Raw genomic sequence first — 25,349 nt, 5'->3', positions numbered from 1 at the left:
GCTTTAATTATGTGAATGATAAATATAGTAATTAGTAAAAAATACCAATGATCGCACAGTGAGCCACAAAACCTACCATCAGCGGCACGGCGGTTCGTTTTACCACATCAAATGGCTGCAGTTTTGCACCACTGGATACGGCAATGATTACCCCCGCGACTGGGGACATACCTCGGCCCATGTGTGAGGCTTGTTGCATTGGTAAAATCATTGCAATAGGGTTAACGCCCATACTATGTGCAATTTGTGGAATTAACTCAACGAACGCGAGGAATGGCGCATTACCTGAACCCATAATAATAGCAGCGGCAAGTGTGACGAGTGCGAACACAATCGCCATGGCAAATGGTGGCAAGCCGACGGATTCAGCACCTAAAATCAGTTGGTCAATTGCTCCACTGACTTTAATACCATGAGCGAACACTCCAGCGGCAACCAATAAGCCGACCACATTACTGAATGCATGACCCATACCATTTAGAAATGTTTGGAAGCCATTACAAACCGCTTTAAAATTACGTACGCGAAGTGTTTCAATCACCATGCAAATGGCCATCGCAATCAGCACGATAGTCACAACATCTAAGTGAATACCGGAAAAGAACAAATTGGACGTTCCTACTGCCATAATAATGGGGAGCATAGGAAGAAGTGCATAATATCCAGGAACTGACTTAGTAATTTCTTCTTTTTCATGTGACTGAACGGCTTTACCAATTTCAGGTACGAAACCTTGTTTTCGGTCACAGTGACGTTGCCAGAAAATATGGGTAATACCGACGACCAATACAGTGGCTAATGCCGCTGGCCCTTGATAGTAAAGCACATACTCAACGACAGACATATCGACCGCTTTCGCACCACGAATGGCATCAATCGCGGTTGGTGTATAAGCCACCCCAAGAGAAGTTGCGATAACCCCAGCCGCAGAAGCAGGTGATAATCCCAAACCAATCATAATTGGGAACATGGTTCCCATTAATAATACGGCTAAGCCTGTTGCTGATGGGATAGCTAATTGCAAGATACTTGCCAGCAAGAAAGAGAAAAATAGCAGTACATAAGGTGAACGCATATTTTTCAGTGGTTTAGTTGCAACACGTACTACCGCTTCATTGGCACCGATATGGTCCATATAGTGCGCAAAGCCCATCAATGCCATGATCATTAAACCGAGATCCGCTGCGCGGCTACTGAATAAATCTCGCATGACTTCAAATGGGTCGAGCCAAGTGATACCGGTGGTGGCGACATTTTTAGGGAGGATAGGACCCCAGCCAAGGGCTAGGGTGAATATCATCAATACTAAGCCAGCGATTAATAGTACTGGCTCAGCTTTGTACCCCTTCAAAATAAATCGCGCAACCAAAACAACGATAATCAGAACCGTTAGAATTGGGATCATGCTTTAGCTCCTGGTTTGAAGCGTTCTGCGGTGATTTGTACCACTTGTTTTAATACATCGCTGGCGGCATGTAGGGATTTAACGGGTAAATATTCATAGATTGAATGGAAGTTATGTGCGCCTGTGAAGATATTAGGGCAAGGCAATCCATTTTGCGATAATGCAGCTCCATCATAACCCCCACGCATAGGAATGACTTTTGGAGTGATACCACAAGCTTGGTAGGCATCAACGGCAATATCAATAGGGTAACGGTTATCACCTTGTAGGCTATTGTAAACGTTAGAGTAGCGGTCTGATAGCTTACAAACAACACTTTCGCTTCCCCAAAGGCTTTCGCAGCTCTCTGCTAATTGTTTTAAGAAAGCCATACGTTTGCGATAGCCGTCTTCGGTAAAATCACGCACATCCATTTTTAAAACAGTACGGGCGCTGTTACCTGACATTTGTTTCACCCAATAATAGCCTTCGCGTCCATCGGTATACTCAGGAGCTTCACCACCCGGTAACATGGCAATAAATTTTTGTGCCATTAATAATGAGTTAACCAGTTTGCCTTTTGCGGACATTGGATGAGCCGATTTACCCGTAAAGATGATTTCGGCATCACCTGCGTTCCAGTTTTCATACACCAGTTCACCGATACCGCAGCAGTCCAAAGTATAGGCAAAATCAGCACCAAACTCTTTAACATCAAAGACTTTTGCGCCACGGAGGCCTTGCTCTTCATCTGGAACGAAACCAATTTTAATGGTGCCGTGCTTAATTTCTTGATTTTGCTTAAAGTATTGCAGCATATCCATGATAGAGGCAATTGCCGCTTTATCGTCAGCACCTAATAGGCTAGTTCCATCAGTGACAATTATGTCATCACCAATGTAATTCACTAATTCAGGGAACTCACTCTTACGTAGATAAATATTAAGTTCTTTATTCATGCATAAATCTTCACCGGTGTATGGCAAAATTTGTGCTTTAGTATCATTGGTTTGTTCTGCGCTAGTGTCTAAATGGCCGAAGAAAGCGACGGTTGGGACATCATAATCAAGATTGGAAGGCAAAGTTGCGGTGACAATAGCTGTGTCACGCAGCTTAATATCTTCAACGCCCAGAGCTTCTAACTCTTGGACCAGCTGTTTCGCAAGGACGCGTTGTCCTTCTGAGGAAGGCATAATTCCTGCCGCACCCTTTTCCCTATCAGTGGTGGTGTTAATTTTGGTATAAGAAATAAACCGCTCAACAATATTCATTCTTTTTATTCCCCAGCATCTTATAGAATGCGTTTTACATTAGTTATATCTGTGGCTGTAATTTCATTTCACAGTATTATTCTTGTATCACAATTAAAGATATTCTGAATATCAGACCTGTTGAATTTTTCTAAGAAATGTTAGTGAGAATATAAAATTGATAATTAATAGTGGCATTATTCGAATAATGAATTAAAATGGACGACTTTACTCCTGCCTTATTTTTCGTCTTAAATAATATTGTTAAATTATTGATATTAAATCGTAAGAATATTCTTTCGTGATGTGTTTTTGATTTAACACCTTATTTTAAGCTTATCCTATCCTATCCTATCCTATCCTATCCTATCCTATCCTATCTTAAATTTAATTAATATATATTGCTGTTAGATGTTCAAAAGATAATTTTTCCTAGAAATAAAAAATTTTAATTAGCAAAATTAATAGAAAATTAGATGGAATGAATGCTTAAAATCATATTTTGATATTTTATTTCTTTGCCTTTCATGTAGATAATTGAGTCAATTTTATAATGACTCTTATACTGACTGTTTTTTGCAGTATAGTGATAAAAATTTTCTTTTGTCTTGTTTCGTATCATCTCTACTTTTTTGCATTGAAAGCAAATGAAGATTTACTGGCAGGTATTTCTTCATCATTTGATATGTAATTTTCAAACAAAATTTTACTTCTGTGCTTAGCATCTCTGAATTATTTATTTTTATTAAAAATCAGTATGTTACTTTTGATTATCATAAGTTTGCATCATATCTTTATTGTGGGGCAATTGACTTGTTTTCTACGAATTGATTACTTTTTGTGATCTCCACTTGAATTTTGATATTTTCGATCACTTACTTTTTGATATTATGCAAAAGTATAAATAATATGTTCTAATCAGAAACGAAAGAAAACGTAAACAAAAGAGGATGAAGCAATGACTGTTTCGCGCAGAACCTTTATAAAAGGATTAGCAGCCAGCGGTGCAGCAATGTCGGTTTCTAGTCCCATTTTAGCCAATGATGGAAAACCTTCAAATATTAAGCCTTACCGACCCGATAACGCTCCTAACTTATTGATAGTATTCCCTGATGAGATGCGTGCCCACGCATTACAATTTATGGGAGAAGATCCGTCAATTACCCCTAATTTAAATAAGTTTGCCAAACAAGCGAAAGTCATGACGCAGATGGCATCCAATTACCCATTATGTTCCCCATTCCGTGGCATGTTTATGACTGGGCAATATCCTGTTCGTAACGGTATTACAGGCAACGCACATGATTATGGTGGAAAGGTAGGGATTGATTTATCACCTTATGCCAATTGTTGGTCTGATGTTTTGAAATCATTGGATTACAGCACGGGGTATATTGGTAAATGGCATTTAGATGCGCCATATGCACCTTTTATTGAAAGCTATAATAACCCAATGGAAGGTCGTTATTGGAATGAATGGGCAGCTCCAAACCGCCGCCATGGCTTTGATTTTTGGTACTCCTACGGCACATATGATCTGCATATGAAACCGATGTATTGGGCCAATAATACACCACGGGAAAAACCGATTTATGTAGACCAATGGGGACCAGAGCACGAAGCGGATATAGCCATAAAATTCTTACAAAATAAAAATGGGCAGTACCGTGATAATACCAAGCCATTTGCGCTGGTTGTTTCTATGAACCCTCCGCATTCACCGTATGACCAAGTTCCACAAAAGTATCTCGATGCCTATAAAGGAAAAACCTCGCAAGAGTTAAATACTCGGCCAAATGTTAAATGGGATGTGGAATACCAAGAAGGCTATGGACCTCAATATTTCAAAGAATATCTGGCGATGGTAAACGGCGTTGATGAACAATTTGGTCGCATCGTTGATGAGCTTGAAAAACAAGGGCTTGCGGATAATACATTGGTTGTTTTTTTCTCTGATCATGGTAGTTGTCTTGGCGCAAATGGCCAGCCGACAAAAAATAACCCTTATGATGAGTCGATGCGTGTTCCGATGATGTTTCGGTTACCGGGTAAAATTCAACCAGGGCAAGATGATGCATTAATGTCAGCGCCGGATATCTACCCAACGATTCTAGGTTTATTGGGGTTAGAGCAATGGATCCCTGGCTCAGTTGAAGGAAGTAATTTAGCTGAACGTGTAGTCACTGGTGAGGGGGAAGTCGCTAACTCTCAACTTTATTTATTTATTCCGTATGGTGAACCTTCGTTTGGTAAACGTGGCGTGAGAACGAAAACACATACATTGGTTATTGACCGTCAGGATGGGCAACCACTGAAATATACGCTTTATGATAATGTAAATGATCCTTATCAAATGAAAAATGTGGCAGATGAGAACAAACCCATTATTGATAAATTAATTAAAGAAGAGCTTATACCGTGGTTAGAAAAAACCGGTGATTCTTGGAGACCAACAGAGTTTATTACAGCAACAACAAATAAATTAAATAAAAAAGTTTCAGCTTGTGAAGTTAAATAAATCATTTTTTGCCACCTAATAAACTAGGTGGCATTAATTAAAAAAATGAAAATATTATTCTCTAATAAAACAGGGAATCACTATCCTCGTGCTTAAATAGTACACAGCTTTGGAATAAAGATAATGAAAAAATTAATTATTGCTAGTGCAGTGTTATTTTCAATTTCATCACAATATGCTCTCGCAAATAACTATAAAACAACAATTGAATATCGTCATCAATATTTAGATGCATCAGGGAAAAGCGGAGATAGAATTAAAGCTTTTTTGGATACAGGGAAAAATATTGGATTTGAGTTAGATGCACGCTATGGAAATAAAGATGGTGCTTATGACGCAATGAAAATTGATGGTTCGGAATTTTCAGCTTTTTATTATACAAAATTGAATCCAAATTTAGTGGGGCTTGTCGGTGCTTCTCTTGATTTCGATAAATTAGGTTTAGTTTATGTTCCTTATGTTCGTTTAAATTATACATTCGATAATGGTATTCGTTTACAAGGCCGTTATAAATGGAAAGTGTGGGATTATGGTCAAGTAGGAGAAAATGGCAGTAATTATCACTCTAAAATCCAAGAGTTTGATAGCTGGATAGGTTACAAATGGGGTAACTTAGATTTACAGTATCAATTGGATTTAATGTGGGAAATGGCTGACAACGCTCAACCTCTTTACAATGATAAAAAATTCGATTATCAACACAACGTTCGCCTTCGTTATGATATTAAAGCAGATGATGGTGCTTTATGGCGCCCATTTGTTGAAGTGGGCAATGTGAAAGAAAATAGGTTTTCAAGTGACCGTCAAACACGATTCCGTGTGGGTATTCAATATACTTGGTAATATCATTTGTCATATAAATATATATTTGCCCACGAGTGATCGTGGGTTTTTTATTGCCGGTTTGCAAAGAAGAGAAAAGAATAAATACTGAAAAACAAGAAAAATGGCCAATAAATTGGCCAAAAGAAAGTAATGAAATGACAACTTGAGCAATGGTAAATCGGGTTGTAATGAATTAAATTTTGAGTTTAATAACTTCACTTGCTGCTAATAAATAGGCTCCAGCTCCATAATCCATATTATGGTCATATTTGACATCTCGTGGGTTGAACGCCGGAAGCTGTACCCAACCTAGCATTCCATTGGGGTGAATACAGCTTTGTAGTGCACACCATGATTTTTCGAGCAAAGGCAAGTAGCGTGCTTCTTCCAGTAAACCTTGGTTTAAGCCCCACGCTAATCCATAGCAAAATAATGCAGCGGCACTACTTTCAGGGGCAGGGAAGCTTTGGGGATCAAGTAAACTAGTGCGCCAGAAACCGTCTTCTTGTTGGTATTGAATGACAGTTTCCATTAGCTCGGTAAATAAATTTACATATTGCTGGCGGGCAGGGAACTCTTTAGGTAACGATTGTAAAATACGTGGGATAGACGCAATGACCCAACCAATACCTCGGCTCCAAAATACTTTTTCACCATTTTTTTCACGTAATTCACCACCCTTGCCATCAGGAATGTAGCGATAATCGCGATAAATTAAGCCAGTTTCAGGATCACGCAAATGTTCTATCGCATCCCAATAAGCGGTATGCATGTAGTCTAAGTAGCGATTGTCATTTGTTTTAGCTGATAACGCGGCAAAAGCAGGGGGAGCCATGAAGAGTGCATCACACCACCACCAGTCTTCTCGACCTGGTTTTGGCTCTGCTAACATAAGGTTGAATGCATTAATAGTGGGTTCAAGGACTTCTGGATGATCAAATTGCGAACTTACAGCTAAATAGGCTTGAGTACAGACATGGTCATCGGCAAAACGTGGGTTAGGTCCTGTACGAAATCCAGTATGTAATGTGTAATCCAATACACCAGCGAGATATTCGTTATCCTGTGTTGCTTGCCATGCAGCAGCAACACAAGACCACAGAACACCACGTTCCCAGTCCGTATCTTTAATAAAACGGGTTTTGCCACTACGACGAAGTACACTGCGTACTTGGTTTTTTGATTGATAACGGTAAACCCGTTTCATATCATCTAAAACCGTATTACGTTGTAATGGTTTTGGTAATGATGATTGTTCCATTATTTTCTCCAGATGGGTTAGCGAGCTAACCAGCCACCATCAACAGCAATGGTATAACCATTAATATAGTCACTTGCTTTGGAGGCTAAAAAGATGGCTGGCCCTGCTAAATCCTCAGGAGTTCCCCAACGGCCCGCAGGAATGCGCTCTAAGATAGCTGCGTTGCGATCTGCATCAGCGCGCAGTGCTGCCGTGTTGTCTGTTGCCATGTAACCTGGGGCAATCGCATTCACATTAATGTTGTATTGGGAAAGCTCGGTAGCGAGAGCACGAGTGAGCCCCATGACGGCTGACTTACTTGCAGTGTAAGATGGAACCCGAATACCACCTTGGAACGAGAGCATTGAGGCAATATTAATAATTTTCCCACCATTACCTTGCTTCACGAATTGGCGTGCAACACGTTGAGATAAAAAGAATAAGGTTTTTTGATTAATATTAATCACATCGTCCCAATCTTTTTCACTAAACTCTAATAAATCTTCTCGGCGAATAATACCTGCATTATTAACAAGAATATCGATATGACCCATGGCGGATACCGCATCATCAACCAAAGTTTGTAACCCGTCTTGTTCCATTAAATTCATAATAATGTAGTGAAACTTACGGCCTAAAGCTTCGACTTGAGCGCGTGTATCAGGAGCATCTTGGATGCCAACTCCAACAATATCTGCGCCTGCTTGTGCTAAACCAATTGCCATTCCTTGACCTAAACCGGTATTACATCCAGTGACAATCGCAACTTTTCCTGTTAAATCAAATAAGTTCATCTGTACCTCACTTACGATGTGACAGTACTGCCACATCGTTTTTTATTATGTTAAAAAAGATAAAAGGGTTATTTCAGATCTTTCATGGCGACATGATCCATATCGTGGAACACCTGATTTTCCCCAACCATTCCCCAAATAAATGTATAAGCAGCAGTTCCCACGCCTGAGTGAATAGACCAACTTGGGCTAATGACGGCTTGTTCATTACGAACAACAATGTGGCGTGTTTCCGAAGGCTCACCCATATAATGGAAAACAACGTTGTCTTCTTTCATATTGAAATATAGATACACTTCCATGCGACGTTCATGGGTATGGCATGGCATGGTATTCCATAAGCTACCGGGCTCGAGTACTGTCATGCCCATTGATAATTGGCAGGTTGGTAAAATAGATGGGTGTAAGAATTTATAGATGGTACGAACGTTACAATTCTCTACATTACCTAATTTTTCTGGTGAAGCTTGTTCGATAGTAATTTTGCGTGTTGGGTAGGTATGGTGTGCAGGTGCACAGTTCATATAAAAACGTGCAGGGGTAGTCGTATCAGTACTGATAAACTCGACAGATTTGGCTCCCATACCAATATAAATAGCTTCTTTTGGTGCGATATCATAGGATTGGCCATCAACGATAACTTGACCTGCGCCCCCAATATTAATTGCACCCAGCTCACGACGCTCAAGAAAGAACTCAACGCCTAATGCTTTTCCTGCCATTAGAGCGAGTGGTTTTTGTGTTGGAACAATGCCACCCACAATAATGCGGTCGATATGGCTATAAGTGAGATTCATTTCCCCTTCACGGAACAAATTCTCGATCAGGAACTGTTTGCGTAAGCCTTCAGTATCAAGTGTTTTTGCATGCTCACTGTGAATTGGTTGACGAATTTCCATTATAAATACCTCATGATTTACTGATAGGTAACCGACTTTAATGGTCGGTATCCCCGAATACAGAGTGAACGTGTTCACCTCTGATGAATGTGTCTGTTAGATAAAAATTGTTATCAACAACGGCAAAATTAGCTTGACCCCCAACTCGGATGTAACCAAATTGGTCATCGATTCCAAGGTATTGAGCGGGAACCGAAGTAGCCATTTGTACGGCTTCCCATTCAGGAACATGCGCGAGTTGCACCATGTTGCGCAATGCTTTATCAAGGCTACATGTACTACCCGCAAGAGAGCCATCAGCTGTACGAGCTTGCCCTTGAGTGACCTTCACCGTCTGTGCCCCAAGGAGATAATCGCCATCCGGTAAGCCCCCAGCTCGCATACAATCTGTAATTAAAGCGAGCTGCTGATAACCTTTCATTCGATAAGCTAGCTGCATCATGACGGGGTGAACATGAATGCCATCGGCAATCAGCTCCGCAAGGACATCGTGGTACAACACTGAACCACAGCAACCGGGCTCTCTATGATGTAAACCCGTCATGCCGTTATAAAGATGTACGCCACAATCTGCACCATGTGAAAATGCGAGACTGGTTTGTATGAAATCAGCGGCAGTATGTGCAACACTGGTCTTAATATTGTGTTGTACTAACCAATCAATAGCCTCAATGGCACCTTCTGCTTCAGGTGCAACAGCAACTCGCAAAAGTGTGTGATTAGCACATTGCACAAGGTCTTCCAATTCATGAATGGTAGGCGATTTTAAGTACTTAACAGGATGTGAGCCTCGATGACGTTCAGTGAAGTAAGGGCCTTCTAAAAAACTGCCGACTAACTGGGCTCCTGATGTTTGCGGCTTGGCGATAAAGTCACTCACTTGGGTGAGTGCGCGTTTGATATCATCCATTGGTGCGGTGACGGTGGTTCCCACCCAAGCCACAACACCGGTTTTGACTAATGCATCAGCGATGGTTTGCAACCCTTGTTGGCTTGCATCCATGACGTCTGCGCCAGCACGACCATGAATATGGATATCAACAAACCCCGGTAGTAAGGAGCGCCCTTCAAGACGGATGACTGGGCAGTGTTCGGGGGCGGTATCCGTAATTTCCTGTATAACACCGTTGCACACTCGAACATACTGTTGATAGCGAATTCCCTCAGGTGTAAAGGTACGATCCGCTAAAATGGCATATTGCTGTTTCATAGGCCATCTTCTTCACATTCAGGCTCTGACATCATAGCCAGTTGTTGACGTAGATCTTGAATACTACTTGTGCCAATATCGTGTAAGATAGAAAGAAGTTCTTTTGCATCAACCCCTTCACGTTCCAATGCCGCATTGACAATCATCGGTAGATTAACGCCAGCTAAAACTTCAACGGATTTATCTTCCATCATAATTGCCATAGCGCGGTTACAAGGGGTTCCACCAGGAAGGTCGGTGAGAAAAAGTATTTGTTCACAATTCATGGCACTCATTGCTGCTCGCATTTGTTGTTCCAATTCGTCGGGAGAAAGGGTTTCAACAAAATCAATAAACACCATATTTTCCTGTTCACCTGCGATGGCTTTGACAGCGGAAGCCATACCGCTCGCAAAATTAATGTGCCCAGAAACAATCAAACCAATCATTGATAACTCCTTGCTGGTGGGTAACTTGGCTACCCACCTAAAAACAATTTAATACGATTCTGTTACATCACACCGAGTACATGGCCAATAACACCGAAGGCCAAGACAGAGAAGATAAGCACCGGCGGTTTTGCCCAGAAACCTGTCCCTTTCACCATTTTGAACATCAAAAAGACAAGGCACAGAGGGAGTAAGTTAGGCATGATTTTGTCGAACAAGGCGGTTTGTAGTTCGACCACCTTGCCACCTACCTCAACAGCAGCGGTGGTTTGTACTTTTATGAAAGTGGCGGAAAGTGCCCCAATCACAAAAATCCCCATGATGTTGGCGGCTTTCGCTAATTTTTCTGTTGCGTCGCTCATGTTAACCATCGCCGCAGTACCTGCGCGATATCCCATGAACATCAAGCCAAAATAGACAAAAAAGTGAACAATTTGGTACAAAAAGAAGAAAACAAATGGGCCGGCAATTGAGCCTTCCATTGCGATAGATGCACCTAATGCTAAAGTCAGTGGCATCAATGTCATATGGTCGATAGCATCGCCAATTCCACCTGTTGGCCCCATACCTGCCACTTTCATTACGTTGACAGTAGAAGGCTTCTCTTTGTTCTCTTCCATGGCAACGGCAGTACCAAGTAAGAAAGTAAATAATTTTGGACTCGCATTGAAAAACTGTAAGTGATTTTTCAGTGCAGTTGCATAATCGCGTTTGTTATTACCATGAATTTTGCGTAGGGCTGGGATGATGGAGAATGCAAAGCCTCCCCCCTGCATACGTTCAAAGTTAAAGTTACCTTCCATAAATAGCCCGCGAAATGCACAACGCCATAGATCGCCTTTCGTGATGACTTTGCGGACAGTGGTATCTTGGTACTCATCAATGCCATCAACGTAGGATTCCACTGGTAAGTTTTTGGTTTCTACTGCTGTCTTGTTATCAGATACCATCTTCAAAATCCTCATTTTGTTGTGAGTTATTCTTGTTGTTGTTACCGCTGAAGAAGTAATACAGGGCTGCCGCAGATGCGCCGAGTATTGCTACTGCCATAATTGGCAGTTTGAGATAAGTGGTCATAACGAAACCAACAAAGAACACACCAGCCACTTCTTTTGACCACATGATTTTCAACAACATCGCGAAGCCAATTGCTGGAACCATTTTGGCGCCAATACCTAAGCCTTCGAGGAGTACTTTTGGTGTATTTTCATCAATCCACTGTGCCGCGTGTTCACCGAAGTAAACCGTTACAAAGGCGACGATCGCGTAGAGTAAAGAACGAACGGTAATTGTGGCGATTAATAACCGGGAGATCCCCGCCGCATCGGCTTTTTCAGCGTAGCGATCAGCTTTCCCCATAGTGAATGCGGTGATCGCAAAAAAGCCAATAATGATCATTTGCATGAGAACGGCAATTGGCATACCAATTCCCATCGCTACCGCTGGTGATTGATTGGTCATAATGGCGAATGCAACGGCGGCGATAGTGCCTAAGGTAACATCAGGTGGCTGAGCCCCTGCATTTGGAACAAGCCCCAGCCAAGCTAATTCTAATGTTGCACCCGCAATTAAACCGACTTGCATATCACCCATAATCAGGCCGACAACAGGCCCTGTGATCAGTGGACGATGGATATTGAGTGCAACGTCATACTTATCTATACCGCAAAAGAAGGCCCATAAAGCCACGAGAGAAGCTTCATAAATCATAATAGTTTTCCTTAAACGCCTTAGTGTTAAGTTGTTATCTCAATCTGCTTATGCTGTTGCGAGAGTAAGAACATTAACGGGGGTTTGGTCTGGAGTATTTTGAATTGTGCAAGCTACTCCTTTGTCGACAAGCCGACGAAATGCTTCTAAGTCGCGCTCATCCACAGACACTGTTTTGGCAATTTGGCGTTTTCCTTCATGGAAGTGCATATTGCCAACGTTGCAGTGAGTGATAGGAACTCCACCTTCGACAAGGCGAGCAACATCTGTTGGGTTATTGCAAAGAATAAAGATTTTTTGACGAGGAGACGCTTTGTGAATGACATCGATAGTTTTTTCGATAGAGAAAAATCGGACAGCATATTCTCCACCTGCGGACGCTTTCATCCCTGCTTGCATAAAAGCAGAATTAGGACCTTCCGCAGCATCATCATTAGCGACAAGAATTAAATTTGCTTCAGTGTGTTTACCCCAAGTGATTCGAATTTGCCCATGTAATAAACGCTCATCGATTCGGGTCCAGACAATATTTGGTGCGTGCATATAATTGCTCTCTTATTATTAGCTATATTTATCATTAAGAAGGCATGAAGCCATCTTCTTGATATGAGAACGGGTAAATAGTGACACCTTGAACAACCCGATTAATTTCTCCAGTTGGAGATGGGTTATCTGGTGTATTCCCCAGTGCAATGGAACTATGGAATGCAAAGGCCTGCGCTAACATTAAATAAGGAAAAAATAGGGCTGAGTCTGAGCACTGCTCCATTTTTTTAATATAAACGAAACTTTCCTCTATTTGTGTGTCATCAGAAGAGGAGGTGACCGCGATCACTTTTGCTGAAGCATTATCGTGAATTACCTCTCTTAATAAGTCAGTCTCATACTGTCTGGTGTATTTATCGTTTGACAGAAACAGCACGACTAACGTTTCTTTATTGACGATAGATTTCGGTCCATGGCGAAACCCTAAAGGCGTGTCAAAGTTAGCAACGACCTTACCAGCCGTTAATTCCAACATTTTTAGGGCAGCTTCTTGTGCAAGACCCTGTAGGCCACCACTACCTAAATAAATGACTCGTTTAAATTTACCTGCATAATCTTCACGGATACGGCGGTTAAACTGAGTGTAACTGTCGTGATAATCTTGGAAATAGGGTTTAATTTCATTCAAATAGAAGGATTCGGTTAAGAAAATACACAGCGCAGCCATCATCATGGATGAAAAGCTTGACGTCATTGCTAATGAACGGTCATTTGATTCTTCTGGCATTAAAATGGCTAATGCATTGGTATTATTTTGGCAATAACGATATAGCTGCCCTTGCTCGTTGCAGGTTAAAACTAAGTGGTAACACTGGGTTAGGCATTTTTCTGCCACATTAAGAGCAGCAACACTCTCGGGACTATTGCCAGAGCGAGCAAAAGAAATTAGTAACGTTGGTACGTTTTCCGCTAAATATTCTTTTGGGTCGGCGACTAGATCCGTGGTGGCAATGGCATCAATACGGCGTTTTAAATGGCCTGTTAGAACGGGGGCAAGGGCGCGGCCTGCGAAAGCCGATGTTCCAGCTCCCGTCATGATAATGCGTGCGTCTGGTGCCTGAAGCACTTTAGCTAAAAATGTATCAATTTCAGCACGTTGTTCTTGTATTAGCTGGTTTGTTTTTTCCCAGCATTCAGGTTGTTGCTCAATTTCTTTTGCTGTCCAGAATGCGTTTAGCTTTTCGAGTTCAGGTGTTTGATAGCTTAAATATTCCATGTCAAACCTCAGTGACTAAATTTACATGCATCGGCATATACCGAAAGTACGTCGCGAATTTTTGCAAAAATAAAGGATTTCGCTGAGCCATCGATCATGCCTTCTCTTAATTGTTGGAATTGATGTGGCATGTATTGGCTTAAAAGTGGTAACGGGATCGGTTTTGAAGATAAGTTAGCCATCAGCGTTTCTATGGCTTGGTTAATTTCTTTATCAGGCCAGTAATAACGAATACGGTCACTAAAACTATAAACGCGTGCAAAAGCTTGCTGCTGGGCATCACCATGGTAGTATTTTTGCCAAAATTCGGGCTCACGGCACATCAACTGTTCCATTTTCTCTTTTAAGTGAGAACACTGTTCTGCTGGGAACATTTCATTCTCAATTTCACACAGAGAATAGAGGGCTTCTCGCATAGCAAATGTTAAAGCCGGGCCCACTTTTAAAATAGCAAAGTGGTCTTGAACGAGTTGCTTATAAGCATCTGGTGTTTGGTAATCGGTTGAGTGTGCTTCAAAAACAAGATGAGGGTAGTCATCAACAACTTTACTTAATGCTTGTGCTTTTTCGGGTTGATAATCAATAACACCGGTATGGTCAAATTCCACGCCAGGTTGGACGACGAGGCCAATAACACGTGTCCAGCAGTCACCGACACCTGCTTTTTCGAACGCTTTCGCATGGCAGTCTAAGGTTTTTCTCGCAGCTTGTGGGTCTGTGACTTCAACACCTTCAAGCGCTTCAGTTGCTCCACCTGGTACGGGAACTTCCGTACCAATAACATAAACGATATCGCTGTAGCCAAATTTTTCTTTGGCGGTTTTTTCTGCAATAACTGCGAGTCGGGCGGCACGTTGTGCAACGATTTCATCCGTGAGTGGAACAGGGTCATCTGCACAGGACATACTGCAATCAAGGTGGATTTTTTTGAACCCTGCGGCAACGTAATGTTCAATTAGGATATCGGCATTATCCATGGCGTCAGCGGCATTAAGCCCTTGCCAACGGTTAGGACCTAAATGGTCACCACCAAGAATTAGCTTATTTAGAGGAAAATTGATTTTTTCTGCTTTCTCAACCACATAATTGAAAAAGTCAGCCGGAGTCATACCCGTATAGCCACCAAATTGGTCAACTTGATTGGATGTGGCTTCAATTAAAAGAAAGGAATCATTATCCAGCGCTTGGTGCAATGAAGCTTCAATAACAAATGGGTTGGCTGAGCAAACAGAATAAATGCCATTCTGTTTACCAAGTTTATTTTGCTGAACAATCTTTTCTAAAGGATGCATTAATACTAACTCCACAATCAACACGGTTGTATTGTTAATGGAGTTAGCGAATTATTGCTCTTTATCGACGATGATTACTTCAATTTTATGGTTTTTCAACTCTTGGACATATTCATCAGGGATCCCAGAGTCTGTCACCAAAACATCAATATCAGCGAATTCACGGATCATATGACAGCTGCGCTTACCAAATTTCGTAGAATCAGCAACCGCAATAACAGTTTCCGAGATTTCACACATTAACCGGTTAAGGCTAGCTTCCTGTTCATTGTGTGTCGTGATACCAACGCGTAAATCGAACCCATCAACCCCAAGAAAAACCTTGTCAAAACGATAATTTCTGAGGCTATTTTCTGCTTGTGAGCCAGAAAACGATAAAGCATTTTTGCGCAATGCGCCGCCAGTCATTAGTACATCAACGCCAGCGGCTGTTGCTAACTCCATTGCGACATCTAAACCGTTAGTCATGACAACGACGCTATCCCGCGACTTTAAGTGTGTCGCAATTTCTCGTGTCGTTGTCCCCGAGTCTAAAATGATCGTATCGCCATCATTAATGAGCGCGGCGGCTGCTTTCCCTATTAATGTTTTTGTGCCCGCATTCTGCCCACGTTTTTCATGGATGCTAAGTTCAGCAATAAACCCAGTATTTGGAATTGCTGCCCCATGGGAGCGGACCACATAACCATTCTTTTCAAGAAAGCTTAAATCGCTACGGATGGTGACACTTGAAACTTTAAATATTTCGGCTAAATCTTCGACTCGTGCTTTACCTTGTTGGTTAATCATGTCGAGGATTTCCATGCGCCGTTCAACTGCCGCTTTCACTTTCATCTCCTTACGAAACCAAATGATTTTCTTTCATTTGATTTCGAATTAAGTTTACTACGCTAAAAAATACCGACAACGAAAAAAAACAAAACTTTTGATCTCTTTCACAAAGTTTCGATTCGTGTGTTGTTTGCTTACGGATATTTTCAAATTTTAAATATCATATCTTCGAATAAGAAAGTATCCAATCAATAAAGTAGCAATAATTGTACTTTTACTAAGCAACCCCTGTGTTTTGCATAAATATTAGCAATATTTGCAAAAAATTCGCTAAATATAAGCTCAAAAATTGGCATAAAGTGCGATGGTGGTAATTGAAGTTCGAAAGGAATAGAAGTTTCTTTAAAGCAAAAACAAAAGTTACTGGGCTACTGTGTGTTATTTATATGTTCTTCAACGTTTCTAACTCAAACTATCAGCTTTCAAATTCTTTCATTTATTGATTTTGTGATTTCAATCTCTTTTGATTTTTCGTGTTTTGCGTAATGCTATAAAAATAACCTGACTGTTTCGGATTAATTTAAATGCCTGCAAACCAACCCACTTATTTTCATATGATGGCGAAACCCACCAGTTATCGCTGCAATATTAAATGCGAATACTGTTTTTATCTTGAAAAAGAAAATGTGTTTCACGAGCAACCAAAGGAAGACCAGCATGACGTTATGCCTGATAACGTACTACGTCGTTATATCAAAGACTATATCCAGTCCCATGCTGGTGAACAGGTAGACTTTTCATGGCAAGGTGGGGAGCCAACCCTTGCAGGGCTCGAATTTTTTGAGCGTGTTGTTAAGTACCAAAAGCAATATGCCCAAGGAAAAATCATCACGAATAGTGTGCAAACTAACGCTATTGCGATTAACCGACAATGGGCGCAGTTTTTTGCAGACCACGGTTTTTTAATCGGTGTATCTATTGATGGCTTAGAAGCTGTTCATGATAAATATCGAATTTCCGTTAATGGTAACCCAACTTTTGAGCGTGTGAAGAAAGCGATTCAGCTCCTGATTGAATATGGTGTTGAATTTAATACCTTAACCGTTGTTAATGACCAAAATTGGCGAAAAGGAAAAGAAACGTATCGAGCTTTGAAAGCATTGGGTTCCACTTTTTTTCAGTTCATCCCCATTGTTGAGGTGGATAGGCGCTTTCCACATACTCAAGGTGGCCATTATGCCCCTGGGCCAAATGCCGCGATGGCACCATTTTCAGTACCCGCTGAGGGATATGGGCAGTTTATGGCTGATGTTTTTGATGAATGGATCCACCAAGGAGACATTGGCAAAATTTATATTCGTCTATTTGATAGCTTATTAGGCACTTGGATGGGCTATCCGGCATCAACCTGTGTGCAATCTAAAACGTGTGGGCAAGCGCTGATTATTGAATCTAATGGGGATGTCTACTCCTGTGATCACTATGTGTACCCTGCCAATCGGTTAGGTAACGTACAACAACACTCCCTTTCTCGTATTGTCTCCTCTAAACAGCAAGTCCGTTTTGGACAAAATAAATATGACAAGCTAACGAGTCTTTGCCAGCGCTGTGAGGTTCAAAGCCTTTGTTATGGCGGCTGCCCTAAGCACCGGATCACGGCGATAGAAGGTGAAAAATATCGCCATAACTATTTATGTCGTTCATATAAAAAGATTTTTCATCATACCGCTTTAGGTATGCAGTTAATGCGTCAAGCGATATCTGGTGGTGCTTTAGCTAGTGATGCACTTGGCGCAATACAGCGTGCTTATAAGCAATAATAATATTATCTGGAGATATTTTTGTGAGATTACCTTCTATGAAGAAAAGCCTATTAGCAGGGCTGATAGCAGCAAGTAGCTTAGTACCTCCCATTGCAGCGAATGCAGGTGGTACACCGGAAAAGCCGAATGTTTTACTGATTATTATGGATGACTTAGGAACAGGGCAGCTCGATTTTGTGCTTGATAGCCTTGATGTCAAAGAGCTTGCGCAGCGCCCATCACCACAGCGTTATCAAGGTGATATTAATAAGATGGTGGAAGCGGCCAGAACGGCGATGCCAAATGTTGCGGACATGGCTGCAGGCGGAATTAAGATGACCAATGCATTTGTGGCTCATCCTGTTTGTGGCCCATCACGAGCGGGTATTTTTACTGGGCGCTCTCCTGCAAGTTTTGGTACTTACAGTAACGATGATGCGATGTTAGGTATTCCTCAAGATATCAAACTATTACCCGCATTATTCCAAGAAAATGGCTATGCCACCGCCAGTATTGGAAAATGGCATAATGCGAAGGTATTGAAAAAACCTAAAATTGCACCAGAAAAGCAAACTCGCGATTATCACGATAATATGATTTCGACACCGGAGCCAGGTTTCGCTCCTCATGAAAGAGGTTTCGATTATGCATATAGTTTCTATGCATCAGGGGCGGCACTTTGGAACTCCCCCGCAATGTGGCGAAATGGTGAAAATGTGCCAGCTCCTGGCTATACCACGCATTTGTTAACGGATGAAGCCATTAATTTCATTGATGGGCACAAAGACAAACCTTTCTTTATCAATCTTTCATACAGCGTACCACACATCCCATTAGAAGAAGCTTCACCAGCGAAATACATGGATAAATTCAATACTGGTAATGTTGAAGCCGATAAATATTTTGCTGCGCTAAATGCGGCCGATGAGGGAATTGGTAAAATTATCAATACACTAAAGGAAAATGGTGAATTAGATAATACGCTAATTTTCTTTATTTCTGACAATGGTGCGGTGCATGAGTCGCCAATGCCAATGAATGCGATGGATAAAGGCTTTAAAGGGCAAATGTTTAATGGTGGCGTACGCGTTCCATTTGTTGCTTATTGGCCGGGGCATATTCCCGCAGGTAAACACAGTGATGCGATGGTTTCTGCGATTGATATCTTACCAACTGCATTACAAAGTGCAGGGATCACCATACCCGATAGCATGAAAGTAGAAGGCAAAAATATTATGCCACTATTAACGGGTAAAACAGAAAAGTCACCACATGACTATCTGTATTGGACAGGTCCAGGGACGAAACATTACAGCGAAGAAAACCAAGATTTTTGGCATGGCTACCATGAATGGATCACTTATCAACGCAAAGAAATTCCAAACAACCCTAATTTAGAAAAACTATCGAAAGGCTCATGGGCTATCCGTGATGGGGAATGGGCGCTTTATTTTTATGATGATGGTTCTAACCAGCTCCAATTATTCAATGATAAACAAAATCCAGCCGAATCGAATAATTTAGCAGCTCAATACCCAGAAAAAGTAAAAGAGTTGAAATCTGCTTATTATCAATGGATTAAGGATAAACCAAAACCTGTCGTATGGGGACAAGACCGTTACCAAGTCCTGATTGAATCAGCAAAATAAATACAAACTTTTGTTCTAATCTGCGCGCAAGGATGCGCCAGTTTGCATCATAGAGAAACACGTATGACAATACCGACTGAACGCCCAAAGCTGCCTTATGAGCACCCAGATATAAAAATTTATCAGAAGTTATTCAAAGAGAATATTATTCGAAGATTAATTAGAAAGTCAGCCTATCAATGTAACGATAACCACATCATCAAAGCCTTTCAAGATGAAAATCAACCACTTTCAGTTCTTTGCGAATTATTAGTGCGCTATACCACGGAAGCTTTTGTTCATTATCAAACATGGGGTTACTCTCACGCATACTATCCTGGCAGCCCAGGCCAGCAAACGGTGCGGACAGATGCCCTAGAAGGGGTTAGTAGGGTACTGCCTTTACTTGCTTCATGGCTAGTTCACAGCCAAAAAGCAACATTGAATGGGTTAAATTTAGCATCAATTGACCTTTCTGAAATCATCAAAAATGCATTTTTACATGGTACAGACCCTGCTCATAAAGGCTATTGGGGAAGGCTTGAAAATTATGACCAAAAAATTTGTGAATCTGCAGATTTAGCGCTGACTCTCTGGTTGAGTCGTGAGTGGGTATGGGATAAATTGGATAACTCTGAGCAACAACGCATTATTGAGTGGTTCGAACAGGTTAATCATTGCGATATAGTTGATAACAACTGGCACCTTTTCCCTCTTACCGTGCAATTTGTGATCCGAGCTCTCACAGGTCGAGATACCATTGCAATGTGGCGGTATGAAAGAGTGAAACAATTTTACGTGGGTGATGGCTGGTTTCGGGATGGCGCGAAAGGTAACTTTGATTACTATAATGCATGGGGCTTTTACTATTCATTATATTGGCTGAACCAAATTTGCCCCCACTTCGATGATGAATTCATTCGTAGTTCATTAAATCAGTTTAACCATCATTATCGTTATTTTATGACACCGCAAGGGATTCCATTTTTTGGCCGCAGTGCATGTTATCGCCTCGCGGTGTCCGCGCCTTTATTAGCCGGTGTTGATTTAGGAGGGGATGCTGTGAGTGTGGGGGAGGCTAAAAACGCACTAGAAAGTACTTTGCGTTATTTTATTGGTCATGGTGCCTTAAAAGCGGGAGCGCCAACTCAAGGTTTATTTAGCTATGATGCCCGCCTAGTCGATAATTACAGTGGTCCTGCGAGTAGTTTTTGGTCATTACGTGCTGTAATTATTGCTTTGTATTGTGGCAATCGAATTCAACTTTGGGATAGCCCTTGTAGCCCACTGCCAGTTGAAAGCTCAGACTTTCATTTCGAAATACCATCAATTGCGGTAACGGTTATTGGTGTGAAAGAAACACAAGAGGTCACCGTGATATTTCGTGAAGATTACCTCAAACAGCAATCCCCATTGACGCGCCGCTTAGAGAAACAATTATGCTCTCAGAAAGTAATTGAAACGCTACTAGGCCAATCAAAACGACCTAAAAACAACTTGTTACGTAAAGGAGTGACAAGTTATAGCTCTAAAATGACTCACTACTTCTAATCTTCCTTTCATTTGCTTTCAGTACGAAAGGAATAGAAATGTGATTTAGATCTTTTACCTTTCTGTTTCTTTCGTTTAATATTATTCGAAATCAATCGAAAGGTGAGAGGCGATTATGTACTTGGTATCTACCCGTAATATGTTGAACAGAGCCCAACTGGGAGGCTATGCAGTTCCCGCATTTAATATTCATAATTTAGAAACCATTCAAGTTGTTATGGAAACTGCTGCAGAAATGGCATCTCCGGTTATTTTAGCAGGCACACCGAGTACGTTTTCTTATGCAGGAAGTGACTACTTGATAGCTATTTGCCAGCAAGCGGCTGAGCGCTATAAAGTCCCAGTGGCTTTGCATCTAGATCATCATGAAGATATTCCAGATATTTTCCAGAAAGTCTCCGCGGGTGTGCGTTCTGCGATGATTGACGCTTCTCATTTTCCGTTTGAAGAAAATATTCAAATAGTTAAACGGGTTGTTGATTTTTGCCATCAATGGGACTGCACAGTTGAGGCTGAGCTGGGGCGTCTAGGGGGGCAAGAAGATGACTTAGTTGTTGATGCCGCAGATGCACTTTTCACCGACCCTGACGCTGCAATTACTTTTATTCAAAGAACTGGTATTGATTCCTTAGCTGTTGCAATTGGAACCGCTCATGGCATGTATAAAAGTGAGCCACATTTGGATTTTGCTAGGCTGGACGCAATCCGTAAGAAAACGAATTTGCCTTTAGTTCTTCATGGTGCTTCGGGGATCCCTGATGCAGATGTCAGGCATTGTATTGAGCTTGGAATTTGTAAAGTCAATGTCGCGACAGAGCTAAAAATCGCGTTTTCTGATGCAATCAAGCAGTATTTCATTGAGAACCCAGAAGCTACTGACCCTCGCCATTATCTGGTTCCAGGAAAGGCAGCGATGAAAGCGGTGGTGATGGATAAAATTCGTGTTTGCAAAAGTGATGGAACACTTTAACAAGTAAAAATCATCTAGATTTGCTGGGGTATAACCCAAATTTATTGTTGATAGTCCGCAATAAATCGTTTTGAAAATAAAAGGAATATTATGAAACAAGTTGCTGTTTTGCTCGCAGATGGCTTCGAGGAAGGGGAAGCGGTCGTTTTCATTGATATCATGCGTCGGTTAGATATTCATGTCGATGTCTTATCTTGCATGGATTCGCTTATTTTAAATACGTATTTTGGTACTAAAATTAGTGCAGATTATCTGTTAGTCGAAAAGTTATCCCATACTTATGATGCAGTTATGATGCCTGGTGGGCCAAAAGGAACTGACCGTTTGTATGCGAATGAAAAAGTAGTTGATTTCCTTCGGCGGCATATACATGAGGATAAGTATATTTGTGCGCTATGTTCTTCTGGTGCGAAAGTATTAGCAGCTCATGGGTTACTGGAAGGTAGGCATTATAGTACAGGGGACAAGTTGGCTGAGAAATTTGGTGATGGCATTTATGTTGACCAAGATGTTGTTGTTGATGGAAAATTTATCAGTGCAAAAGGGCTTGGTGTAAGCTTTGAATTTGCATTTACCGTCGCAAAACATTTGCTGGCTGACAATGTTGATAAAGTGGATTGGCAAGCTAAGCATATATATTTTAAGCATTGGCCACTTCCCTATCTATAACTTTTATTGGTGACTAAGCGTTTTTTATCGGTGATCAAGATAAAAAATAAAGCGGGAATGATATTTTTTCCCGCTTTATTAATATTAGATAGCAGAATAATGATCGAAAATCAGAGTTAATAGTGTATGAAGCTAGTTCTCATCATGATAAGAATTAATTGTAATTTATCAGTATTATAACAGCTGGATTTAAATTAGAAATTTTCCGTTATAAACATTAAGCTGGTCAGATACATAATCGCCGGTAAGGAATGAATATGCGGAATATTGCTATTACAAAAAATAATATTATTTCTGGTTTTCAATGGTTCTTTTTTATCTTTTGTAATACGGTTGTTATTCCTCCGACTTTACAATCTGCGTTTCATTTATCACCACAAACCACGTTTGTAATAACCCAATATGCTTTTTTATTAACGGCTCTGGCTTGCTTGTTGCAAGCGTTTATAGGCCATAAACGCTCTGTGATGGAAGGGCCAACTGGGCTGTGGTGGGCAACAATTTTAACCGTAACCTTGTCAGAATCTATGCAAGGAACTTCTCTTGAGACGATAGGATGGAGCTTGGCTATAGGGATTTTTCTATCTGGGATTATTACCATTTTTATTGGTTTAAGCGGTCTTGGTGGTTGGTTAGCTGGTTTGTTCAAGCCGGGAGTGCTTGTGGTGTTTATGTTTTTACTTGGTGCTCAACTGGTCACTATTTTTTTAAAAGGGATGTTAGGACTACCATTTGGTGTTGGCAGTGAAAATATTACAGTTAATTATCCTGTCTTCTTTTTAGCCCTCGCAGTACTGATATTTGTCATCGCGATGATCATTTATTTACCTATGAGTATCAGTAAATATGCATTATTGATTGGAACAATTACCGGATGGCTTGCTTATAGTGGGTTATTTGGCAGCACGATATCACCTGTTTCATCAGGGCAATGGGTGTTATTTCCATTAGGTAGATCCGATGAAATCAATATAAGTATTGTGCTGACAGCGATTTTGGCTGGAATATTAAACACATCCAATACGTTTGGAGCGATGCGAGGAACTGATGTTTTTTATCCCAATTCATTACCCGTTAAATCCTTATATCGGCGTAGTTTTATGATGTCAGGGGTTGTAACAATATTAGCAGCGCCGATAGGCGTAGTGCCTTTTTCACCGTTTGTCTCATCTATTGGTCTAATTACTCAAACAAAAGACAGTTCACGTATCTCTTTTACTATTGGCAGCCTTATTTTCTTATGTGTGGGGGGCATTGCGGTATTGACTCAATTTTTCCGCTCTTTGCCGTTAGCCATTGGTAGCGCGGTTATGTTAGCGACTTATTTGCCGCTGCTATTTTCTTCATTTTCATTTCTTGCGGATATGAAACTGAATGCACGTAATATTTATCGCCTCGCATTACCTATTTTTATTGGCATCTTTTTGATGTCAGCACCTGCTGCGGTATTAAATTCTTTGCCAACAATGTTTAGTTCTTTATTAGGTAATGGGTTACTCATGGGCATTATATTGGCACTTATTTTAGAAAATACGATCAAGTGGGATAACATTGCTTAATGTTTTGATAAAAAAAGCAAAGATGAAGGAAAATCTTTGCTAGAAAAGAAATTAAAAGGGATGTGATTTCATTTGGGCGTTTATTTTTTAGTATAAACCCAATTTTTTATATCAATAGGCTTAGTGATAATTTTGTTATCAATCAAAAATTGTTGAGTTTGCTTTAACTTACGGATGTCATTATCAGTAATATTAACGGAATAGCGTTTAGAAAAACTATCTATACTATGAAAATCATGTATTTTTTTTATGATTTCAATATTAGTATCGCTTTCTTTAGCAAGTAAAATTTCTGCCTGATCGGGGTTATTTTGCGCATATTTACTTGCTTTTAATAAAGCAATATTCATTGCTTTAATCACCTTCTCATTTTGATTTATGAATGCTTCTCGCCCTACGATAACAGAAATACCTGAGAGTTCAGGTTCAGTACGGGTTGAATAAAGTGTTGTAATCGTCGGAGATTTATTTTCTAAACGGGCGGTACTTTGCTCAGTCCATACCATCGCATCAATTGCTCTGTTTAATAATGCGGATTCAGCATCATTTGTCATTTGAATAATATTGAAGTCAGATAATTTATATCCTTGTTGTTCAATAAATAGCGTGAAATACCGTTGCATATACGTTCCTCGTGGTAATGCAACTTTCTTGCCTTTAAGGTCAGCTAACGAGTGAATATTGCTCTCTTTTCTTACTGCGATATTAGCATTGATGGAAGAATCCTCTGACATGATTAATTTTAAGGGAACACCTCTCGATGTGGCTATAATTCCCGGAAAATCAGCATAAACAGCAATATCAATAGCATTTGTCGCTAGGCCTTCATTGACGGCTGGACCTGCTCCTGCAAAACCAGAAATGGAATATTGGTAATCAACTTTTTGTAGCTCTTCTTCAAGATATCCTAGCTGTTTTGCTAAACCGAGCAAACCACTTAAACGACCATTATTATCTGCTGTACCAATACGAACAATTTTTTCATTATTTTTACTGTCAGGTAGCCTTTCATCCCCACAACCAACTAAAATGAAGGAAATTAATACTATGATAGGAAATTTGATATAATTTAATAATGTCATGGTAT

At 40.7% G+C, this 25,349-nt stretch carries 22 protein-coding genes; 8 read left to right on the top strand and 14 right to left on the bottom strand.

The window, feature by feature from the left end; genetic code table 11:
- Positions 1-31: 31 nt before the first annotated feature.
- Together dcuC and pepT are read right to left on the bottom strand one after the other, a co-directional pair.
- Positions 32-1,405: a C4-dicarboxylate transporter DcuC gene (gene dcuC, locus PR834_RS19735; protein ID WP_004264398.1), complete on the bottom strand. Its 1,374-nt coding sequence runs from the start codon at positions 1,403-1,405 to the stop codon at positions 32-34.
- A complete protein-coding gene (pepT, locus tag PR834_RS19730) occupies positions 1,402-2,655 on the bottom strand; it encodes a peptidase T (RefSeq protein WP_196725485.1) in 1,254 nt (417 codons plus the stop codon). Before pepT ends, dcuC begins: the two co-directional genes overlap by 4 nt.
- A gap of 937 nt (positions 2,656-3,592) precedes the next feature.
- On the opposite strand from pepT, the gene PR834_RS19725 reads away from it, so the two are divergent.
- Both PR834_RS19725 and PR834_RS19720 read left to right on the top strand, forming a co-directional pair.
- Positions 3,593-5,152, top strand: a complete 1,560-nt coding sequence (locus PR834_RS19725) for a sulfatase-like hydrolase/transferase (protein ID WP_180312309.1) — start codon at positions 3,593-3,595, stop codon at positions 5,150-5,152.
- A 123-nt stretch (positions 5,153-5,275) separates the two neighbouring features.
- On the top strand, positions 5,276-5,995 hold the full coding sequence (locus PR834_RS19720; protein ID WP_004264412.1) for an oligogalacturonate-specific porin KdgM family protein: 720 nt from the start codon (positions 5,276-5,278) through the stop codon (positions 5,993-5,995).
- 175 nt (positions 5,996-6,170) lie between these two features.
- Here the strand turns inward: PR834_RS19720 and PR834_RS19715 are convergent, their stop codons facing one another.
- The 11 genes from PR834_RS19715 to agaR form a co-directional block, all read right to left on the bottom strand.
- Positions 6,171-7,238 carry a glycoside hydrolase family 88/105 protein gene (locus PR834_RS19715; RefSeq protein ID WP_096865043.1) on the bottom strand — a complete coding sequence of 356 codons (1,068 nt, stop codon included), beginning with the start codon at positions 7,236-7,238 and terminating at the stop codon, positions 6,171-6,173.
- Between the two features lie 17 nt (positions 7,239-7,255).
- Positions 7,256-8,011, bottom strand: coding sequence for a 2-dehydro-3-deoxy-D-gluconate 5-dehydrogenase KduD (gene kduD, locus PR834_RS19710; protein WP_036958862.1), 756 nt, complete (start codon positions 8,009-8,011; stop codon positions 7,256-7,258).
- A gap of 68 nt (positions 8,012-8,079) precedes the next feature.
- Positions 8,080-8,910, bottom strand: coding sequence for a 5-dehydro-4-deoxy-D-glucuronate isomerase (kduI, locus tag PR834_RS19705; RefSeq protein ID WP_004264427.1), 831 nt, complete (start codon positions 8,908-8,910; stop codon positions 8,080-8,082).
- Positions 8,911-8,947: 37 nt separating this feature from the next.
- Positions 8,948-10,120, bottom strand: coding sequence for an N-acetylglucosamine-6-phosphate deacetylase (nagA, locus tag PR834_RS19700; protein WP_262961089.1), 1,173 nt, complete (start codon positions 10,118-10,120; stop codon positions 8,948-8,950).
- Entirely contained in the window at positions 10,117-10,548 is a 432-nt protein-coding gene (gene agaF, locus PR834_RS19695; protein WP_094962834.1) for a PTS galactosamine/N-acetylgalactosamine transporter subunit IIA, read from the bottom strand. The genes nagA and agaF overlap by 4 nt, the downstream gene beginning before the upstream one ends.
- 62 nt (positions 10,549-10,610) lie before the next feature.
- The gene (locus PR834_RS19690; RefSeq protein WP_036958865.1) at positions 10,611-11,498 is read right to left on the bottom strand and encodes a PTS system mannose/fructose/sorbose family transporter subunit IID; all 888 of its coding nucleotides are present in this window, start codon (positions 11,496-11,498) and stop codon (positions 10,611-10,613) included.
- A complete protein-coding gene (agaW, locus tag PR834_RS19685) occupies positions 11,488-12,258 on the bottom strand; it encodes a PTS N-acetylgalactosamine transporter subunit IIC (RefSeq protein ID WP_094962833.1) in 771 nt (256 codons plus the stop codon). Before agaW ends, PR834_RS19690 begins: the two co-directional genes overlap by 11 nt.
- 48 nt (positions 12,259-12,306) lie before the next feature.
- Positions 12,307-12,801, bottom strand: coding sequence for a PTS N-acetylgalactosamine transporter subunit IIB (gene agaV / locus PR834_RS19680; RefSeq protein WP_110592652.1), 495 nt, complete (start codon positions 12,799-12,801; stop codon positions 12,307-12,309).
- Positions 12,802-12,835: 34 nt separating this feature from the next.
- The gene (locus PR834_RS19675; protein WP_004264442.1) at positions 12,836-14,020 is read right to left on the bottom strand and encodes an SIS domain-containing protein; all 1,185 of its coding nucleotides are present in this window, start codon (positions 14,018-14,020) and stop codon (positions 12,836-12,838) included.
- An 8-nt stretch (positions 14,021-14,028) separates the two neighbouring features.
- Positions 14,029-15,312, bottom strand: a complete 1,284-nt coding sequence (gene kbaZ / locus PR834_RS19670) for a tagatose-bisphosphate aldolase subunit KbaZ (RefSeq protein ID WP_196732774.1) — start codon at positions 15,310-15,312, stop codon at positions 14,029-14,031.
- 51 nt (positions 15,313-15,363) lie between these two features.
- Positions 15,364-16,140, bottom strand: coding sequence for a transcriptional repressor AgaR (agaR, locus tag PR834_RS19665; protein ID WP_036958927.1), 777 nt, complete (start codon positions 16,138-16,140; stop codon positions 15,364-15,366).
- Between the two features lie 527 nt (positions 16,141-16,667).
- Between agaR and PR834_RS19660 the strand changes: the two genes are divergently transcribed.
- From PR834_RS19660 to PR834_RS19635, 6 genes are all read left to right on the top strand, one after another.
- Positions 16,668-17,903 carry an anaerobic sulfatase maturase gene (locus tag PR834_RS19660; protein WP_112307478.1) on the top strand — a complete coding sequence of 412 codons (1,236 nt, stop codon included), beginning with the start codon at positions 16,668-16,670 and terminating at the stop codon, positions 17,901-17,903.
- A gap of 23 nt (positions 17,904-17,926) precedes the next feature.
- Complete coding sequence (locus tag PR834_RS19655; protein ID WP_094962829.1) at positions 17,927-19,534, top strand: sulfatase family protein; 1,608 nt, start codon at positions 17,927-17,929, stop codon at positions 19,532-19,534.
- A 63-nt stretch (positions 19,535-19,597) separates the two neighbouring features.
- Positions 19,598-21,064: a DUF2264 domain-containing protein gene (locus PR834_RS19650; protein WP_136135120.1), complete on the top strand. Its 1,467-nt coding sequence runs from the start codon at positions 19,598-19,600 to the stop codon at positions 21,062-21,064.
- Between the two features lie 115 nt (positions 21,065-21,179).
- Positions 21,180-22,034, top strand: a complete 855-nt coding sequence (locus tag PR834_RS19645) for a tagatose bisphosphate family class II aldolase (RefSeq protein ID WP_036958871.1) — start codon at positions 21,180-21,182, stop codon at positions 22,032-22,034.
- Between the two features lie 87 nt (positions 22,035-22,121).
- On the top strand, positions 22,122-22,703 hold the full coding sequence (locus tag PR834_RS19640; protein WP_112307479.1) for a DJ-1/PfpI family protein: 582 nt from the start codon (positions 22,122-22,124) through the stop codon (positions 22,701-22,703).
- 257 nt (positions 22,704-22,960) lie between these two features.
- Complete coding sequence (locus tag PR834_RS19635) at positions 22,961-24,262, top strand: uracil/xanthine transporter (protein WP_165880437.1); 1,302 nt, start codon at positions 22,961-22,963, stop codon at positions 24,260-24,262.
- A gap of 80 nt (positions 24,263-24,342) precedes the next feature.
- Here the strand turns inward: PR834_RS19635 and PR834_RS19630 are convergent, their stop codons facing one another.
- Positions 24,343-25,344, bottom strand: coding sequence for an ABC transporter substrate-binding protein (locus tag PR834_RS19630; RefSeq protein ID WP_272536875.1), 1,002 nt, complete (start codon positions 25,342-25,344; stop codon positions 24,343-24,345).
- Between the last annotated feature and the right edge of the window lie 5 nt (positions 25,345-25,349).

Source organism: Providencia sp. PROV182 (genome assembly GCF_028480325.1).
GTDB lineage: Bacteria > Pseudomonadota > Gammaproteobacteria > Enterobacterales > Enterobacteriaceae > Providencia > Providencia hangzhouensis.
The sequence above is the reverse complement of the archived record's forward strand: the minus strand, read 5'-3'. Positions and strand labels throughout refer to the sequence as shown.